Source organism: Bacillus sp. FSL K6-3154 (assembly GCF_040869395.1).
GTDB lineage: Bacteria > Bacillota > Bacilli > Bacillales > Bacillaceae > Bacillus > Bacillus safensis.
In genome coordinates, this window is the sequence record NZ_CP152033.1 from 833985 (window position 1) to 853108 (window position 19124).

A 19124-nucleotide genomic window follows, 5' to 3' on the forward strand; every position below is an offset into this window, starting at 1 on the left:
ATTCGTGAGCACCGGCACGCAGGCCTGACACCGAATGCGAGGGTTTGTCTTCACGCTGCAGCCGTCGTTATGACTGCTTTTTCCCATACTCACGTGCATCGTAGACACATCCGCCAGCTGGATCACCCGCTAAAAGATCGAGCAAAATACGTGCAACTTCATCTGGGCTCTTCAACGTGCCTGTTTCATATAATTGCTGAAAACGGTCTATTTGTTCAAAGTCTTGTTTTGATGATTTCCGAATTTCCCCCTGCATATCTGTATCGATCGTGCCGGGTGAAAAGGAAAACGTGTTGATCGGATGCGCCTCGTCCTGTTGTTCCTCATGAAAAGTCCTCATAAACATATCGAGTCCTGCCTTTGAACTGCAATACGCACTCCAGCCTTTGTATGGGTTTTTCGCCGCTCCAGAAGAGAGATGAACGATCGTTTTCTTTCCGTTAAATGATTGAGTCTGCTTGGCAAACACATGGCTCAGCAAAACAGGAATGACAAGATTCAGCTTGTAATGCTGATGAAGTGTATCCTGTCCGCCTTGTCCAACGCGCTTGATAGGTGTGACCATTCCTGCATTGTTGACAAGTAAGATGTCATCAGCATCTGCCAGAGTTTGCGGCGTAAGACTATGTTGAAGCCATTTGGCCGCTGCTTCTTCATCGGTCAGATCAACCTGGGTATGTGTAAGCTTCGGATGGGATATCGGCGATGCACTTCTTGCTGCCGTGTACACATGATCCCCGCGTGAAAGCAGCCTGTTCACAAGTGCTAAGCCAAAACCTTTTGATCCGCCTGTAACGATTGAAATTCGAATGACAATCTCCTCCCTTGATAACACTATTTTACGTAGTGAAACGGTATGACAGCAAGCAATCTGCATAAAGAAAAGCCTGCCTCTATTAAAAGAGACAGACTATTTCTTTTCAGCCTTCACATTCACCTTTGGAATCAGGATGATCATCACAACGAGACCAAGGGCTATCAAGAAACCAAAGATAATCGGAAGCAGTGCCGATGTCTGCTTCTCATGTTCATCCTCAGAAGGTGCTGATACAGCCGAATCACTAAAAGAGATATTCATTTCTTTCATCATACGAGCTGGTGTTTTGGGCGGGTTCTCCTTTAGATCACTAAATAGCTGGGGAGAAAGAGATCCCCCCGGGGCTTTAGGCGGTTTAGCAAAATGAATGTCTGTTTTGATTTTTGATGTCGTTTTGCTTTGTTCGTATTTCGTTTGATCCCTCAATATACTCGAGTTAATATTGAGTTCCTTTTCCTGATATTCATTCGGCTTGACATTCGTATCCGTATCTTCACCAGCAGCGAAAGCAGCAGGGATGAGGAGAAAAAGGGAAACGGCAGCGAGTGCCGTCCCTTTCACGAATAGATTAAGCTTCATGAGTCACATCACGTTCCTCTGTTTTATCTTTCCATAGCTTTTTCACAAGCGGTACGACCATGAAAAGAACAGTTAAAATCACTAACCCTGTGACGCCCATTCCAAAGGTGTCTCCATTTCCATATTGAATCGACAGGTACACGTCTGTCACTGGATTGGTAAAGTGGAAATTCGGCATCACCAAATCAATTAACGGTGCGACAAAGAAGAAAATCAGCGCTGTTGCTGCCATCCATCCGGCAATAGAACCGAATAGGAAGGCCGTGCGAATAAAGGCAGAGCACGCCACTAATAACAAAATGGTGAAGATCGACCATTGAATGGCTTGATCATCTGCAAGTTTGTAAATGTTCAGTCCAAACAAGCTGATCATGAGTCCGACTAATAGATTCAAGATGCCAAAGAGTGCACCTTTGACCAGCATCGGAGCTGACGCATAATACGAGCTGAAAAAGCCAATTAACAAACTGCTGATCATCACAATGACCAAAATGACGACCGGCGGTACAGTCTGCGTTTTTTCTTCCGGCACATCGCCGCTGATTTTCAGCGGATTGGCTAAATGGTTATACACATAGTTGCTGTTGCCTTGATCACTTAATGTATTTCCTAAAATACCCTTTAAATCTTGCTGAACAAGCTTTGTAGAGTCGACATTCTTGCTCCAGTTTTCATTCAGCGTATCTGCTTTTTCTTGAACTGTTGTGACACTCTCTTCAATGTTATTCGTATAATCCGCCACCCCTTTTTGGCGGTCGGTTAACGAACTCATATTTTCTGAAAGACGAAGCACTTCCTGACCAATTGAATCCTGTGCACTGACAACAATTGAACTGCCTGCAATGTCTGCTGTATACACCGCATCTCCTTGATCAGCCATTTGCTCAGCTACATTGTCCGCACTTTCAGAAATTGTCTGTAATTCCTGTTCCATACTTGCCTGCTGAGCCGTAATGTACTCCGCATAACCATCTGAAAACTTCTGCATCTCATCAATAAAAGTAGACACATCATCGTTTGATGTCAGCATCTGGTTTTTGAGCTTATCCCAGTTTTCTGTTTCTTCTTTTTTGATGGAGAGGATGGATTGGATTTCATCTGGTTTGGTGTCGACCAAAGAAGAAGGATCCTTCTCTTGATAGAAGCTGTTAAGTAATGCTTCATAATGTACTAATTCATTTGAATACTTTAATAATTCTGATGCATTTTCTGATTTTGTATTAAAATCCCTAAGTTTATCCATTTTCGATGTATATTGATTTAATGGAGATTGAGTTGTTTCTATTCGTTCTAATTTTCTTGTAATAGCAGATTCTTGTTTGATGATGGATTTCTTTATATCACTTATGTTTTTATTGTTGCTAGTTTCTATTCTTATTATTTTTTCTTCTAGTTTATCTATTTTATCTGTTAAAGATTTTAATACTTTACTCAAAAGATCGACTTTTCCTTGTAATTGATCATTATGAGCTGTGGTTTTCTCCTCGATATTCTTTTTCACTTCTTCTAATTTTAGGGACAGTGCTTTTAGTTGCTCTTTTGATTGAACTGACGTTGATTTGGTTTCCCCAGTTTGTTCTGGATTTTCTTCACCATTTTCTGGAGTAGGTGGCGTTTCTTCATTTCCAGACAAATCATCTGCCACTTGATTTATTTCTGTTGAGATTTCAGTTAATTTCTTCGTCTCTTCTTCAAGATCGATTTTCAAATCGTCTGTCGAGTCTTGCGGATCTTCATCTTGATTATTCGAATCCTCATTCGGATCCTCTTTCGGTTTCTCTGCTTCAAGCAATGCCTTTCTTGAAGTTTTCAATTGCTCTTGCAACGGAGTAATTTTATCCCCTATGTATGCAAGATATTGAGCTTCATAATTTCTAATCAGTTCTTCCTGAGACGTCTTCACAAGTTCCTTTAACCCCGTGGATTGCTTAGGAATAACGTCTTCTCTCGACTTTTGAACAGATTGGATGGCGCTGTCCGTTGTTTTCAGCTGACTTTGTACCCCGTTGATGTCTGTTTTGAGTCCGCCCATTTGATCACTAAAGCTGCGGGCATTTTGGTTTTGAATGTCAGCGAGTTGTTTGAGCCCTTGCTGGATTTGCTTTTGGCTTGCTGATTGCGCTTTGATCAAGAGATCCTTTTGTTTATCTTGATACTGCTGGTATTGATCGACTGCTTTCACAAAGTCCTTTAATTGGTTCTTTGCTTCTTCTGTTGTACTCAATCCGTCTTTATATTGTTTCTGTGAATCGGCCATCGCATTTTTTAATTCTTCTATTTGTTTCTTCTGCTGCTGGACGGCATCTGATAGTTTGTTTGAGTTCGGCTTATAGAAGTTGTACATCGTGTTTTGGAATTCGACTTCTTTACCGACAATATGCTCAAACTCTTCTCTTACATTGCCAATTTCCTGTGATACAAAACTCCAGTATAGCGTCGACATCTGTTCATTCATTTTCTTTTGTGCATTTTCCAGCTCTCTCTGCACTTTCTCTTTATTGACTGCATTGAGCTGATCTTGAATTGAAAATTGAATGGACGCCTTTTCAGGATGGTCTTTATCATAGCTCAGCACATTTTTAGAGAAGTCAGACGGAATATAGAGGACAGCGTCATACTTTCTGTTTTTCAGTCCATTTTCCGCCGCACTGCGATTCACTACAGTCCATGTATAATCAGGACGTTCTGACAATGCTGCCACAACATCCTGTCCGAAACGAGCCGTGTTTTCACTTTCGCTCGCTCCCATATCCTCATTGACCACTGCAATATTTCGTGTCGCATTCTTCTTCTGTTTTGCCGGGTCATCTCCAATCAGGTGGAAAAATAAAACCGGCAGCACAAGAATCAATATCATGGTGGATACGATTTTGATGGAGCTTTTTTGCTGCTCTGTCATTGAACACTCTTCCTTTCTACCGCACATAAAGGAACCTGGATTTTCTTCTCTTTTCCGTTTTCAACCAAATACCCGAAGCCTGGCTGAATCTCTGGTTCTTGTCTTGCATACGGAAGCGGTATGATGTTTTGCTCTGATTTTTTCATGAGTAACATAGCATGACGAACTTGTTTGATTTCGTTTGTGAGTGCATCATAGCCCTTACTGAACTCGGTATGATTCCCTGATGCAATCAGGCTGAAGCCTAAGTGTGCATATGACTTCATGAAATCAGCCAATTGATCTTGAAGACGCGGATCGATCGTCTGCTGAAAACGCGTAATGCCATCAATCACAAGCACAATTTGAGGAAATGACAACTGATCGGTCTCCCCTTGGCGCACAGCTTCGACATACATTTCTTCCCGCACCTTGAATATGCGGTCCATTTCTTCTGCCCATTCGGTGATATCATCTTTTGTTTCAAGGTAATCAATGTTCTCTTCTTTTGCATAATGGGATAGACCTCGATCAATTGAATCAAAGACAGCCAGCTTTTCAGGCTTTGCCACTAAAAGCTGATCGAGCATCAGTTTTGTCACATTTGTTTTCCCGCGCTGCGTTTGACCGATAATGAGGCAATGTTTATTCTTTTTCAAGTCAAAATAAACAGGTGCCACAGATTCCTCATCTAATCCGACTGGAATGTCATAAGGCAGTTTTTGTTCATCTAAACGACTCTCAAGCTCCCAAACTGTCAGCTTATCAGGAAGCATTGGCACAGGCTTTGGTTTTTCGGATGCTTCAAAGCGGTCATGAAGAAGCTGTATCTCTTGTTTCAAATGCTCAAACAATTCGAGATCGTTCTCTCCTTCAACTGGCAGAAACATTTGCGCAAAATAAAGCTCTTCTTTGTTAATAATGACTCGGCCTGGGATCGGCTCTAAGCTGAATTTCGGTCTGCCAATAATCGAGTACGCCTCTCCTTGATCCATTAAGTAATGGACAATCTTCGTTTTCAGATTGTTCATCAGCGATTGACGCACTGCATTTACCCGGGTTGCTGTAATCAAGAAGTATATACCTAGTGATTGTCCGTCACGGCTCAGCTGAATAAATTCAGATTCGAGCTCATGCATTTCGTCTTTGACAATGTCAAAGTTGTCAATCACGATAAAAATGAACGGAAGCTTTTTCTCATTTAAGGCGTTGTACATTTTGATATGACTCATTTCTTGCTGTCTGAATAAGCGCTTGCGATATTCAACCTCTTCCCGCAGACGCTTCATTGATTTTTGAATCTTTCTCATCTGATCCATTAAGAAATAATCCGCCGTATGCGGCAGTTTAGCTAACGGAAGCAATGTTCCGTTTCCGAAATCATAAATATATGCGTGCCATTCTTCAGGTGAATACCTCTCCGCAAAGCTCATCAGCAGTGTTGTGGCAGCAAGTGATTTGCCGTAGCCGGAGGAACCGAAGATGCCAATGTTCCCATCTTCCATCATTTGATAAGAAAGTGGATGCTGGCTCTGCTGATCTGGTTCATCGACAAGCGCAAAATGGAAGACATGCTCTTCACTCGACGCATAACGTGTTTTTGGAATACGTTCCTCAAGCGGTGGAAGCCATGGACTTGGCAGCTTCTCGATTCCAAGCTCTTGCTGCATACGTTCAATTTCATCCACAACAGCGGAAATCTCCGTCACTGTCTCTTTTTTCACTGCTGGCTCTGTGCTTACTCCTGATAACGGAATAAGACCAGTATCTGTCACAATGGCAATGTCATCTTCTGAGCCGTAGCCATCTTCCATATATGGTGCACCGCTCCAAGCCGATTGGAACAATTCATAAATTTCATTGTTGCCCACTTGTAAATAACCGCGGCCTGTGACGGTAATGGACGCTGCATCACTATTTTTCAAAATTTCCTTACTGTCTGACGCATCTTGTACTTTTAGTGCGACCTTAAAACGGGAGTTACTCCAAATCTGATCATCAATGACCCCGCCTGGCTTTTGGGTAGCCAAAATGAGATGGACCCCGAGGCTTCGGCCAATACGTGCAGCACTAACAAGCTCCCTAATAAAGTCTGGCTCTTCACTTTTTAATTCAGCAAACTCATCAGAGATTAAGAACAGGTGAGGCATTGCCTGCTCAGCCTTTTTCTCCTTATAGAGCTTCGTATAATCATTGATGTGATTCACATGATACTGATCAAACAGCCGCTGTCTTTTCTTTAATTCACTTTTAATTGAGGCCAGCGCTCTTTCACTAAAGTTCTTGCTGCCTTCAATATTGGTGATCGTTCCAAGTAAATGAGGAATATTTCGGAACGGCTGCGCCATTCCGCCTCCTTTGTAGTCAATCAACAGGAAAGCAACTTCGTGCGGGTGAAAATGTACAGCGAGCGATAAAATATACGTCTGTAAAAATTCACTTTTCCCTGATCCCGTTGTTCCCGCCAATAGTCCGTGTGGGCCATGTGCTTTTTCATGCAGGTTCAGATCGACAATGTCGTTTTTCCCTTTATAACCGATTGGCACTGATAATGATTTGGCCGTTTCTGAAGTCAGCCATTTTTCACGAATGCCAATATCATCTACCTGTTTGGCATGGAAAAGATCAAGGAATGAGACCGTCTCAGGAATCGAATTGGTCATACCGACTTGATGATCTAATGTTCTCAGGGTTCTGGCAAACAGTTCATTGTCCCCGCGCTGATGTGTATCAAGTTGAAACGGAATTCTTACTGCCTTCTTGTGCTGAATGAGAATATCTCCTTCTTCTTCGTTAATATAACGGACAAGCGTCGAAATATTTTCAGCTAAGCTTTCCTTTGTTTCTGCTGCAAAGATGATGGAAATACCAAGATCAGTCCGGCTGCCTTCTAAGTATTCTAAAATCACATGCTCGGCAATGAGCTCATGATTTGTCACGATGAACACAAAATGAGGCGTAAAGATTTTCTTCTCTTTTTCTTCTTCTAAATCACGCTCACGTAAAATTTCATAGATTGAGGACAACAGCTGATCACGTGTTTGTTCGTTGTAAATAAACCCTTTGCCATATGTATGAGGCAGCTGGAAGTGCGGAAGCCATTTCATCCATTCCCAATTCTCATACTCCTGCTCATGAAAGATAAAGACAAATCTCAAATCGTGATAGCTGTGCGAGAAAGCAAGCTGTCCGACAAGCTGATGAAGCTCATTTTTCACAATCGCAGGCTTCCCAATTAATCCTGTTGGACCATCCGCAAGGCCGAATGTAATCGGGACATTCTTCACTTCACGATATACTTTTTGCATGTGCTGCGTTTGTTCCATTAAGTCATCAATATCCCGGTTGGCCATATCGCCGCCGCTCATCGATAATTCATAGCTTGATGGGACTGCGCCTGTTCCAAGACGCAGATGCAAGAAGTCGTCACTTACAAGCGTCTTTTCCCAAATGCGGCCGCTGATTTCTGATGTTAAATACTTCATTTGTTCAAATGACGGATAATGATACGTCAAAATATATTGCTGGCGGTCATACAGCTCCTGTAGCTCTTTCCGCTTATTTTCTAAATAAAGAGAATAGACTCGCTGCCGCTTCTCTTCTCGTCTTTTACGCTGTGATTTTTCTTTAAAGTATTGAACGGACGATGTAATTAACGTCATGATAAACATCGCCATCGACACGACAATAAAGATTCCACGCGGCTGGATAAGGGCGACAATCCCCATCACAAGGAGCATGACAAGCGGCGGAAGGACAACAAGCCAAAGCCCTCTGCTGTTATTTTCACTCTCCTGCGAAGGAAAGCTAAAGGATACCCGGTCATCTGGTAAATCATAAATCAAACGCGGTGTACGTCTGTATGAAGGGTATTTTTGTTTTGTTTCTGTGCTTGGAGGTCTTGTTTTTTCCAAGCGCGTTTGAAAAGGTTCGTAAGCTGTCACTTGTAATAAATCATCATCTATAAATGTCACCGTCAGAAAGTTCCAAAACAGCTCATCTCCGGCATAAACCTTCTCTGGACCGTGGATTTTTTTTCCGTTCACGTAAATCGTCTCGTCCTGAGGCATGACATACCATGTTCCTTCGATTTTCTCTAAAGTGAACTGGCTGGCATCTTGAAACATGGAATGAGCTTGTTCTTTCCACACATCAATCTCATCTTTCTCTTCACGTGAAAAAGACAGCTCAACTCTATTTCCTAGGTAATAAATATGCTGATCATGATGTGCATCCATTAAAATAAATGTGAGTGAACCAAGCTGATATGGTTCATGTGGAAGTAATTTGCCTTTCTTCTCATTCCCCTGATAAATAGTAAAACCATCATTCGGTTCATCAGGAGATAAACGAATTGTCCCTTCATCAAATGAAAGTGAAGGGATTGTCACCGTATGCTCTATTTCAGGTCCAATCAGAGCTTCTCGATTGAACTGCTCATCTAAACGGACGGTTTGATAATCCTCCTCATAAAAAACCCAAAGAAGACTCAAACGCTCCACCTCCTCATCGGACAGCACCAACTGTCAGTTGTATCGAAAGAATTATTTTTTCTCATCTTTTTTTGTCTGAGAGGTTTTCTTTTTCGCTTCAGATTCTTTCTCTTTTTTCTCTTGATCGGCTTTTGACTGCTCTTTTTGTTCAGCTGTTTCATCTGTTTGGCTTGCGCCCGAGGAGTCACTTGTGCTTGTCTCGGTTGTTTCTTTTTCTTCATATTTCGCCATTTCTTTAATGATTGGATCTAGTTGTTTTTGTTTTTCTTCAGCAGAAAGGCTGTCATCGTTTTGAATTTCATTGCGGTAGGCGACGAGTGCCGTGAATATGTACCTGTCGTCTCCAAGCACCCGTGCAATATCAAGTGCTTCCTTGCTATTGCCTTGTCCAATATGAATCCAGAATAGGAAGTATTGCGGATCTGTCTGTAATGTGTACGTTTCTGTGATTTCTTTTTTATGCTGATCAAGTAAGAGGCTGCCTTGATTCGTTTGTACATACGAAATGGCCAGTTCATATTGAAGAGAGACTGGCATTTTATTGGCTGGATATTTCTCTAACGTATCCACCACTTGACTGTACTGCTTGTTGAGATAATATTTGTTTGCCTCGACGTATGCTTCTTGTTTTGGCATGGCAAAAAAGAAGGTGTAAATGGTGTACACCAATGCAGGGATTAATAGGACAAGCAGACCTAGTCCGATGTATCGCTCAATCTTCCATTTCTTTTTAGGGATGGTTAATAGCGTTTTTTCTTTCGTATCGATTGCTTTGATCTTTTGCTCAATCAAAGCTGACAATTCTTCCAGCGACTTCGTTTCACTAATTTCTTTTGCCAGCTCAGATAATTTCAACGTTTCATTGTAAGCCACATATTCTTGAAATTGATATTCATGGTCAACCACTCGAAGAACGACGGCCTTGACCTCTTTTAACAGGCGATGTTCATCAGTTTCATATGGCGGGATGCTTTCTTTGACTCCATAATGCAAAAATGCAGGAGCTAAGCCTTGATGAAAAACAATGTTTTCAGGAGAAACAATAGGATGCAGCCGTTTCACGTCGTGTTTAAGAACTGCATCGACAAGCTGGTACGAAAAAATCCATTTGCTTTTTTCATCCTTTGCATGGATGAAACGAAATTCCTGATAGGCAGGAGGCGGTTGAATAGAAATGATGACCTCATCTTCAGTTAATTGAATCTCTTTCTGAAATGAAGGGTTGATGTCTTTGATCGGTGCCGCTTCTAAACCGTCTAAGAGTTTAATTGTCTCTTTTTGAAAAATAAAGGTATAGGTGCCTCCCTCTTTTTTCATGACTGCTTCTAATTGTTCTTCTAAATAGGAACTCTTTTTATCTGCCATTTACAAAAGTCCTTTCATAGTATTTCCAGCCTGTCTCCTGTGGTAATTCCACAGTCTGACAGCTTATATTCGCCTGAAAACACAGCTTTCTTATTGACTACTCGCACCCATCCGCCTTCCCGCTTTGGAAGCGAGATTTGTTTTGCCTGCCAGGCGATATGGATGACTTGTTTAATATGTAAATAATTTGATAGTCTCAAATCAAACACACTGCCATCATAATTTTTTAAGTCGATGGTAATATCGATATACACAAATTTCCACCTCACAAAATAGAAAGAGCGCCGGCATCCATTGACAGACTCGGCGCTGTTTCTGCTTTTCACACTTAGAAAGGAAATCCCCTTGATTAGCCGCGGATTTGGCTTGCGATGTCTTGGTCAGTGCTTTCAAGTGTATTTGCCGTTTGATCAAGCTGATTGCTGACATCTGTTAATAGATCAGACATTTTGATAAATGAAGGCTTAAGCTGTTCGTATTGATCAGCAAATGCTTCACTAGAAGCACCTTCCCACATTCCTTTTAAATCAGAGATCATTCTATTTAGACGATCAACTTGGTTTAACACTTCTTGACTTTCAACACCATATTGCTTAGCGGTCGCTCTTAGTTCTTCTGGGGTTACGCGAATAATTCCTGACATATTCCTCATTACCTCCCGTGCATAGCCGCCATATAATGGGCTAATCCACTTATTTTTTGACGTTATTATTATAAAAACAGAAATGATACACAGTCAAACAAATCTGTTTTTATTTTACAAAATGAGTCTATAGAATTACTGGTTTTTCGCTTTTTATCTAGTATTTAACAGTTTTTTGGTCATATATTCTTAATAAGTATCCACCGACTTTGGTGGACCTTTCCGCCTATTGATTTTTTACTACGTTATTATTGTACTATTTCTTTTTCATCGTGCTTCAACATCCACTTGCTTGCTTCTCACACTTTTTGTTTTTTTAAGTTTATGGCAGTTTTTTGTTGATTTACGTACCTCATTCTCTTCATAATGTAAGTACGTGAAATATTCGAAAAAGCAGGGGTTTTTTATGACAAAAAAGACAGATCCGTTTAAGTATAGTCTTGATCGTTTAGAGGATGTGGCAGACCAAATAAGTGATGTGCTCAATTGCCCTATTACTATAGAAGATACTCATCATCGATTATTGGCATATAGCACACACAATGATTTTACTGATCCCGCCAGAACTTCAACCATTATCTCCCGCCGGGTACCGGAAAAAGTCATCAATCGGCTTTGGAAGGACGGCATCATTCCTACACTCCTTAAAACAGACGAACCGCTTCGTGTCCCTCAAATTGCAGAGGTCGGTTTATCTAGCAGGGTCGCCATTTCCATCTGGAAGGACAAAGAAGTGCTCGGATTTATTTGGGCGATTGAATCTACGCAGCCATTTTCAGAAGAAGAAATGGACCTTCTCAAAATGGCAGCACATGCCGTGAAAAACAAATTACTCAATTTACAAATTCGAAAAACGAAAACAGAGGAACGCAATCAGGAGCTTTTCTGGAAGATGCTCACAGGTCATATTCATGAAAAGGATGAGATGCTTGACCTATTTTTAAGACTTGGCATCAGATGTCCAGACACATATGCCATCATCATCTTCCGTCTTCGTGACGAACTCACAGAGGAGACAGAAAAAAAGCTGTCCTATCTGCTTGAAACAACACAGCAAGTCCAGGTACTGTTAACGACTGTTGATTTTCACGAATTCATTATTCTTGTCTCACCAAAAACAGAACATCCGCTTCAAGATATTAAACAATTCACAAGCGGCATGCTGCAGCAACTTGCGGACCGGTATCATATTCAGCATGTTCAGGCAGCAATTGGAGGAATTTACGATAACATCTCTCAAATTCAGCCTTCCTATAAAGAAGCACTGGCTGTATTAAAAACGAAAGAACGCTTTCCAGTTGAAACAGAACGTTTAAACAGCTTTTCTGAACTAGGCATTTATCAATATCTTGATGTGCTTGCTGAGAAGCGAAAGGGCTCTTCTTACTCCAGTTACTCTTTATCGAAGCTGGAGGATTACGACCTGAGGCATCATTCCAACCTTGTCGAAACACTTGAACGGTTTATTGACTGTGACAGCAATGCCAATATTGCCGCAAAGCAATTAAATATCCACATCAATACCTTAAATTATCGATTAAAACGGATTACAGACATCGCAGAAATTGATTTAAAAAACATGAATGAGAAAATGACCATATACCTTGATATGAAGCTAAAAAACGTCCATTTGTGAAATTTCACAAAGAGGCGTTTTTTTATTTTTTATTTCAACCGAAGAATTTTCTAAACTTTCAGGATACACTAGACATACAATATGAATAGATAAGCATAGGAGGAATAAACATGATCATCGGCATTCCGAAAGAAATTAAGAACAATGAAAACCGAGTGGCTTTAACACCAGGAGCAGCTTCTCAATTGCTTTCAGCTGGACATCAGATTTTGATTGAAACAAACGCTGGTTTTGGAAGCGGATTCACTGATGACGATTATGTATCTGTTGGTGCAGAGATTCTTGATCAAGCGAAAGATGTATGGGCATCTTCTGATATGATCATGAAAGTAAAAGAACCATTACCTGAGGAATATCCTTATTTCAGAGAAGGACTCATCTTATTTACGTACCTGCATCTAGCCGCAGAGCCCTCCTTGGCTGAAGCATTAAAACAAAAAGGCGTTACAGCCATTGCTTATGAAACCGTAACGGACGGAAAATCACTCCCTCTTCTCACACCTATGTCTGAAGTAGCAGGCAGAATGGCCGCTCAAATTGGTGCACAATTTTTAGAAAAGCCAAAAGGTGGAAAGGGTATTTTACTTGCAGGTGTACCAGGGGTATCAAGAGGAAAGGTCACCATTATTGGCGGCGGGGTTGTTGGAACAAACGCAGCGAAAATGGCAATTGGACTTGGCGCAGATGTCACCCTGATTGATGTAAACGCAGAACGCCTGCGTCAGCTGGACGACCAATTTGGCCATCAAATGAAAACGTTAATGTCCAATCCTGTCAACATTGCAGATTCAGTCAGTGAAGCAGATCTTCTCATCTGTGCTGTGCTGATTCCTGGTGCCAAAGCACCGACGCTTGTGACAGAAGAAATGGTGAAACAAATGAAGCCTGGTTCTGTCATCGTAGATGTAGCGATTGATCAAGGCGGCATTGTCGAAACCATTAATCATATCACAACCCATGACCAGCCTACTTATGAAAAACACGGCATATTGCATTATGCTGTCGCCAACATGCCAGGTGCGGTTCCGCGGACATCAACTGTTGCGTTAACGAATGTCACTGTTCCATATGCACTGCAAATTGCGAATAAAGGCGTTGCAAAAGCCATTAGAGAAAACAATGCCATCGCAGAAGGTGTCAATGTCATGAACGGACATATCACGTACGAAGCGGTCGCTCGTGATCTCGGCTATGATTACGTACCTGTCAGCAAAGCCATCGATGCCACTTTTATGACTGAAGCTTAATCAACTACCCGCTCTCTTGATGGGCGGGTTTATATTGTTAACTTAAAATAAAAACAAGTTGACAAAATTTCTTCTTCCCCTTAATCTATTTGTACAGATAAGACAGGGGGAAACATCATGCAAAAGAAGACACGAACTGCTGACTTTGTGCTAGTCGGAATGTTTGCTGCACTCATGGCTATCGGGGCCAATATTACATCCATTGTGCCGTTTTTACAGGTTGGCGGAATTCCACTTACGATGCAGCCGTTTTTTTGTGTGCTTGCCGGTCTCTTACTCGGCAGACGGCTTGGGGCATTAGCTATGATTGTCTATGCCTTGGTTGGAATTGCTGGTGCACCTGTATTCGCCCAGTTCTCTGCGGGCTTTGGGGTCATTTTAGGCAAAAGCGGTGGCTTTGTATTATCGTACATCCCTGCTGCCTGGCTTGCCGGATTCATTCTAGAAAAAAGAAAAAACCCTGGCTTTGGCCGCTTTTTGCTTGCAGCCATTGCTGGTACGACCGTGATGTATGTGATTGGAACGACCTATACATACCTCGCATTAAATGTATGGCTCAATGCACCGATTTCCTATCAAACCACATGGTTCTTTATGATCTGGTTTATGGTAAAAGACTACGCATTGACTATATTACTTGCGATGCTGGCACCTAAAATTTATCGCTCTGTATCCAAAGCCACATCCTTTCGAAAACAAGAAGCTGTATCATAGAAAAAAGAGCCTGTCTTCATTCAGGCTCTTTTTCATCATTACTCAGCGTATTGATCTATGATTTCTTCCAGCATTCCTTCAAGCACTTCTACATTTTCAAGATCTGATGGACTGAAGCGGTAGCGCACAAGCTGTTCCCCATCATTATACATCTCCTCAAGCCAGCCTCTCAGGCCTCTTGCTCTACGGTCGACTTCGAAAACAATGTCTAATCCGCCTTCATCTATCAGAAAAATCAGCTCTAACTCATCAAGCATATAGCGATAGTAGTCTGATGTCGGAATGAACTCGAATTCTTGGACGAATGGCAGGCGCCGCTGGAAGTAAGGTGCTTGCTCACAGTCTGCTTCGTTCAGGTGGAAGCCTAGATTTCTAGTGGCCTCCAGTACATTTCTCACCCAAGGGTGTGCTTCAACGAAAATGCGGTCATAGTCAGATTTATCGATTCCGCCTTGGATATCAAGGTCTGTCTCCACTGCAATTTCAACTTTTCCGATCGTCATCGGGGTATCGATAGGAAGAATAAAAGAAAACGGAAATTCATGCTTTTCTCCAGGCTGGATGGTAAAAGAATCCGCCACCAGTACAGAATGGATGTTTGCATATTTTCTACGCTCTTCATCATCTTTTACAATCACATACTGTGTTTCAATTTTAACATTGATATGGCGGATTTCCTGAGCAATTTTTCCGCCCTTTACATGGACAGTTCCCGTTACTTCTTGTCCTGGATAATAAGCGTTTTTCTCTAAAATGGTATCTACTTTTGCCGCACCAATTCCTGCACTTGCCGCTAGCTTTTTAAAAAATGACATGTCCCATCTTCCCCTTTTCATTTTTATCAGCATATATACGTAAGATAGAGAAAGAAAGATTCATTTAATTCATACTTTTGTCCTAATTATTTTTTCATCTGCGAACAACAAAAAAAGCTTATAGAAAAAACATCATTGTTTTCTCTACAAGCTTTTCATCTTACAGAATAATCGCCGCCAGCCAGCCGAACAGAACAAGCGGAATATTATAATAGATAAAAGTCGGGACACAAGTTCCCCAAATGTGGTGATGCTGTCCATCCATATTCAATCCAGATGTTGGTCCAAGCGTACTGTCACTTGCAGGTGAACCTGCATCTCCAACAGCCGCAGCAGAGCCAATAATGGCAATGGTAGCCATTGGACTAAAACCTAAGTGTAAGCAAAGTGGAACAAAGATGGTTGTAATAATCGGAATCGTTGCAAATGATGATCCGATTCCCATTGTCACAAGCAGACCAACGAGCAGCATTAAAATCGCCGCAAGACTCTGGCTGTTTCCGATAAATTGGGAAGATGCTTTGACAAGAGATTCAATGTCTCCTGTTTTTGTTAAAACGTTGGCAAACCCAGCCGCAACAAGCATGACAAAACCGATAAATGCCATCATATTCATTCCAGATGTAATCAGTTCATCTGCTTCATCCCGTTTCATCATTCCAGTCACAAACAAGACAAGCAGTCCTGCGAGTGCACCGAAGATCATTCCTTCCACACCAAGGCTTTGTGATAGATAAAGCTGGACAATCAACGAAACGAGAATAGCAAGACCGGCAAAGAATAAGCTTTTTTTCGTATAAGCCGATTTCTCTACGTCTGTAATTTCACGATTCTCATATACCTTCGGCTTTCGATATACAAAAATGGAAACAATCAAGCCAAGAACCATGCCTGCTACAGGAATCAGCATCGCATACGGAATATCTGCAAGGTCTACGGTCAGACCCGCTTCCTTCATATTGTCACGAAGCATTCCGTGGAAAATCTGTCCAAAACCGACTGGAAGTAATATATATGGTGCAGTGAGTCCGAAGGTAATGACACACGCTAGCAGTCTGCGGTCAATCTGAAGCTCGTTAAACACCTTTAATAACGGCGGAATGAGGACTGGGATAAAGGCAATATGAACAGGAACGACGTTCTGTGAAAAACAAGACACGATCAAAATGACAAGAACGATGAGCACTTTTGATAGTGTTTTCCGTCTTGAATCGCCTTCTTTTCCTAGAAGCTTTACTGCTCCTTCAACCATGGCATCTGGCAGACCTGTTTTCGTCAGTGCCGCAGCAAATGCTCCTAATAACGCATAACTAATCGCCACTGTTGCATTTCCTCCGAGTCCGTCCGTAAAGGCGTCCACTGTTCCTCCCAAGCCTAATCCACCTGCAAGTCCGCCAGCTAAAGCGCCTATTGCCAGCGCAATCACGACATTGACCCGCAGCAAGCTTAATATCAACATTAAAACAACCGCTAAAACAACTGCATTCATGGTGAAACCTCCGAAATCCTTTAGTTTACTAATGTAGTAGATAATTAAAGTACCAACGTATGTTACCATAGAAAAAAAACTTCGTCAAATGGCGTATGTCCTACATAAAAAAGCTCTGCCACTTGGCAGTGCCTTCTCCTTTATTTTGTTCCTTCAAATCGTTCCACAAATGTTGCGAGTGATCTCACCATCACACCTGTTGCCCCTGTTGGTCCAAAGCATGAAGGTTTTTCTGTTGTTGCAGTTCCTGCAATATCTAAGTGAACCCAAGGCGTCTCCTCTGCGAATTCGCCAATGAAAGCACCTGCCATGATCGCATGACCATCACGGCCTGGTGAGTTATTGAGATCCGCCATTTTGCTGTTTCGTACTCGTTTCTTATCTTTTTCCGTGATTGGCAGCTGCCAGATCATTTCACCGCATTCTTCTGATGCTTCTTTAAACTGAGCGTACAGCTCATCGTTATTGGTCATCGCGCCTGTTGTCTCATTTCCAAGCGCCACAATGACACCGCCTGTTAATGTGGCCACATCTACAAGGACAGAGGCACCATGCTGCTTCGCATATGTCACCCCATCTGCTAAAACAAGACGGCCTTCTGCATCCGTATTGAGCACTTCGATTGTTTTACCGCTTAGTGACACAATCACGTCGTCCGGCTTCATAGCGTCTGCCGAGATCATATTATCGGTTGAGGCGATGACCGCAATGACATTTTGCTCTGGGCGAAGTTCGCCGATGATTTCCATTGCGCCTAGAACAGAGGCTGAGCCGCCCATATCTGTTTTCATGCCAACCATACTCGCTCTTGGCTTTAAAGAATAGCCCCCGGTATCATACGTGATGCCTTTACCGACAAGGCCGATGACGTCTGTCCATTCTTCCTTGCCTTGATATTTCAATACGATGAGTTTTGGCGGTTCTGTTGAGCCTCTATTGACGGCTAAAATACCGCCCATTCCGAGCTCTTCCATTTGTTCTTTATCTAAAATTTCAATCTCAAATTCATATTTATATGCAAGCTCTGCCGCATACGAAGCCAGATCAGAGGATGTGAGCATGTTCGGCGGCATATTCACAAGGGTACGGGCCGAATTGACTGACTGTCCGTACACTTCGCCGACTTTCAAACTCGCCTGAATTTCAGCTTGATCATGCTCTGTCGTTGCATAAACAAACTCGATAAAACGATCCGGTTCATTTGTTTTATGTTTAAAATCCTGTAATTCATATGTAGCTAAAAGGCAGCTTTCAGAAAGGGCATGGGCTGCATCTTGAGCAGGCAGATCCTTTCCAATAAACGTATCCAGCAAGACAGAAACCGCTTGCTTTTTATCTTGATGAAGCTTTTTGAATAAATGGGCAAACACTTCTTTTGCCTCTTCAAACGTGTAATCTGATTCCTTCCCAAGCCCGACAAAATAAATGCGTTTGATGCCTGTTTCAGGGGATGGGAAAAACTTCGAAAGCTGATTTCGTTTGGATGAAATGTCGCCTTCTTTTAATAATTCAGTGATTCTTCCTTCAAGTAATTCATCCATTTCTTTTGCTTTTCCTGATAATTGGCTCTTTTGAAAAAGTCCGATCGCCAGTGTATCTTTATGCTGCAATTCATTTGTCGAGAAAAACATATTTATCACACGCTCCTTAATGAACTCCATTTTTCACATTGGAACTTCTATTATATCAAAATTTGCGTGCCTATACGATCATTGCCAGTCTGTCTTTACTTGATGAACATTTATATTTTCACACGCGGAAGGGCATCATGAAAAAGCAGCGAAAACCTGTGCAGCCTGTCCTTGTTCTCCTCGTTCCACATCTACTTTCTTTAATGTTATAATGAACATGGACTTGGCAGCATTTTTTACTGCTATCATTTTTTCATCATACTAGGATTTTTAGTCCATCATTTCGCACGATATTTTTTCTTAAAGAGAGGATGTTTCTTGTTCATGAGCGTACTGACGAATTTTCCGCTGCTTGCCAGCCTTGCAGCCATCTTTTTTGCTCAATTTGTAAAAGTACCGATTCAATTTATCATTTCTAGACGACTAGATTGGTCGCTCATTACAAGCACAGGCGGAATGCCAAGTTCACACTCCGCAGCAGTAACAGCACTCTCAACAGCAGTGGCTTTAGAGCACGGGCTAGATACATCTATCTTTGCCATTTCCGCCATCTTTGCCATTATTACAATGTTTGATGCGACAGGCGTTCGCAGACAGGCAGGAGAACAGGCGACTGTTCTCAACAAGCTCGTAACAGATTTTAACCGATTTGTTTCCGAAGCAAAGAATTTCCCGAATGCGGAAGAAAAAGAAAAGCAAAAGAAATTAAAAGAGCTTCTTGGTCATAAGCCGATTGAAGTCTTCTTCGGCGGCTTAACAGGGATCTTGCTGACACTCATCTTAGATTATTACTTCATGTAGAAGCGAAAAAGCTTTG

14 protein-coding genes are annotated in these 19124 nt (G+C 41.9%); 4 read left to right on the forward strand and 10 right to left on the reverse strand.

Features of this window, described 5'->3' with window-relative positions:
- Positions 1 to 67: 67 nt before the first annotated feature.
- The 7 genes from MHH61_RS04605 to MHH61_RS04635 all read right to left on the reverse strand — a co-directional run bounded on the left by MHH61_RS04605 (position 68) and on the right by MHH61_RS04635 (position 10775).
- Positions 68 to 811: a (S)-benzoin forming benzil reductase gene (locus tag MHH61_RS04605; RefSeq protein ID WP_044335792.1), complete on the reverse strand. Its 744-nt coding sequence runs from the start codon at positions 809 to 811 to the stop codon at positions 68 to 70.
- A gap of 99 nt (positions 812 to 910) precedes the next feature.
- Positions 911 to 1396: a type VII secretion protein EssA gene (gene essA / locus MHH61_RS04610; protein ID WP_034668062.1), complete on the reverse strand. Its 486-nt coding sequence runs from the start codon at positions 1394 to 1396 to the stop codon at positions 911 to 913.
- Positions 1386 to 4295: a type VII secretion protein EsaA gene (gene esaA / locus MHH61_RS04615; RefSeq protein ID WP_125586164.1), complete on the reverse strand. Its 2910-nt coding sequence runs from the start codon at positions 4293 to 4295 to the stop codon at positions 1386 to 1388. Before esaA ends, essA begins: the two co-directional genes overlap by 11 nt.
- Complete coding sequence (gene essC / locus MHH61_RS04620) at positions 4292 to 8767, reverse strand: type VII secretion protein EssC (protein WP_125586162.1); 4476 nt, start codon at positions 8765 to 8767, stop codon at positions 4292 to 4294. The genes esaA and essC overlap by 4 nt, the downstream gene beginning before the upstream one ends.
- Before the next feature lie 51 nt (positions 8768 to 8818).
- On the reverse strand, positions 8819 to 10132 hold the full coding sequence (gene essB, locus MHH61_RS04625) for a type VII secretion protein EssB (protein ID WP_024425959.1): 1314 nt from the start codon (positions 10130 to 10132) through the stop codon (positions 8819 to 8821).
- Between the two features lie 14 nt (positions 10133 to 10146).
- The gene (locus MHH61_RS04630; RefSeq protein ID WP_003213579.1) at positions 10147 to 10386 is read right to left on the reverse strand and encodes an EsaB/YukD family protein; all 240 of its coding nucleotides are present in this window, start codon (positions 10384 to 10386) and stop codon (positions 10147 to 10149) included.
- Between the two features lie 95 nt (positions 10387 to 10481).
- Positions 10482 to 10775 (reverse strand): WXG100 family type VII secretion target, encoded by a 294-nt coding sequence (locus tag MHH61_RS04635; RefSeq protein ID WP_003213769.1) that lies wholly within the window; start codon positions 10773 to 10775, stop codon positions 10482 to 10484.
- A gap of 406 nt (positions 10776 to 11181) precedes the next feature.
- Between MHH61_RS04635 and MHH61_RS04640 the strand changes: the two genes are divergently transcribed.
- The 3 genes from MHH61_RS04640 (at position 11182) to MHH61_RS04650 (ending at position 14372) form a co-directional block, all read left to right on the forward strand.
- The gene (locus tag MHH61_RS04640) at positions 11182 to 12411 is read left to right on the forward strand and encodes a CdaR family transcriptional regulator (RefSeq protein WP_039181162.1); all 1230 of its coding nucleotides are present in this window, start codon (positions 11182 to 11184) and stop codon (positions 12409 to 12411) included.
- Between the two features lie 110 nt (positions 12412 to 12521).
- Positions 12522 to 13658, forward strand: coding sequence for an alanine dehydrogenase (gene ald / locus MHH61_RS04645; protein ID WP_125586160.1), 1137 nt, complete (start codon positions 12522 to 12524; stop codon positions 13656 to 13658).
- Between the two features lie 117 nt (positions 13659 to 13775).
- Positions 13776 to 14372 carry a biotin transporter BioY gene (locus tag MHH61_RS04650; protein WP_034282595.1) on the forward strand — a complete coding sequence of 199 codons (597 nt, stop codon included), beginning with the start codon at positions 13776 to 13778 and terminating at the stop codon, positions 14370 to 14372.
- A 38-nt stretch (positions 14373 to 14410) separates the two neighbouring features.
- Here MHH61_RS04650 and MHH61_RS04655 read toward each other — a convergent pair whose 3' ends face one another.
- The 3 genes from MHH61_RS04655 to MHH61_RS04665 form a co-directional block, all read right to left on the reverse strand.
- On the reverse strand, positions 14411 to 15187 hold the full coding sequence (locus MHH61_RS04655) for a sporulation protein (RefSeq protein WP_125586158.1): 777 nt from the start codon (positions 15185 to 15187) through the stop codon (positions 14411 to 14413).
- A gap of 160 nt (positions 15188 to 15347) precedes the next feature.
- The gene (locus MHH61_RS04660) at positions 15348 to 16676 is read right to left on the reverse strand and encodes a Na+/H+ antiporter family protein (protein ID WP_125586155.1); all 1329 of its coding nucleotides are present in this window, start codon (positions 16674 to 16676) and stop codon (positions 15348 to 15350) included.
- A 140-nt stretch (positions 16677 to 16816) separates the two neighbouring features.
- On the reverse strand, positions 16817 to 18307 hold the full coding sequence (locus tag MHH61_RS04665; protein WP_024423346.1) for a leucyl aminopeptidase: 1491 nt from the start codon (positions 18305 to 18307) through the stop codon (positions 16817 to 16819).
- Between the two features lie 324 nt (positions 18308 to 18631).
- On the opposite strand from MHH61_RS04665, the gene MHH61_RS04670 reads away from it, so the two are divergent.
- Entirely contained in the window at positions 18632 to 19108 is a 477-nt protein-coding gene (locus MHH61_RS04670; protein ID WP_024423347.1) for a divergent PAP2 family protein, read from the forward strand.
- Positions 19109 to 19124 lie beyond the last annotated feature (16 nt).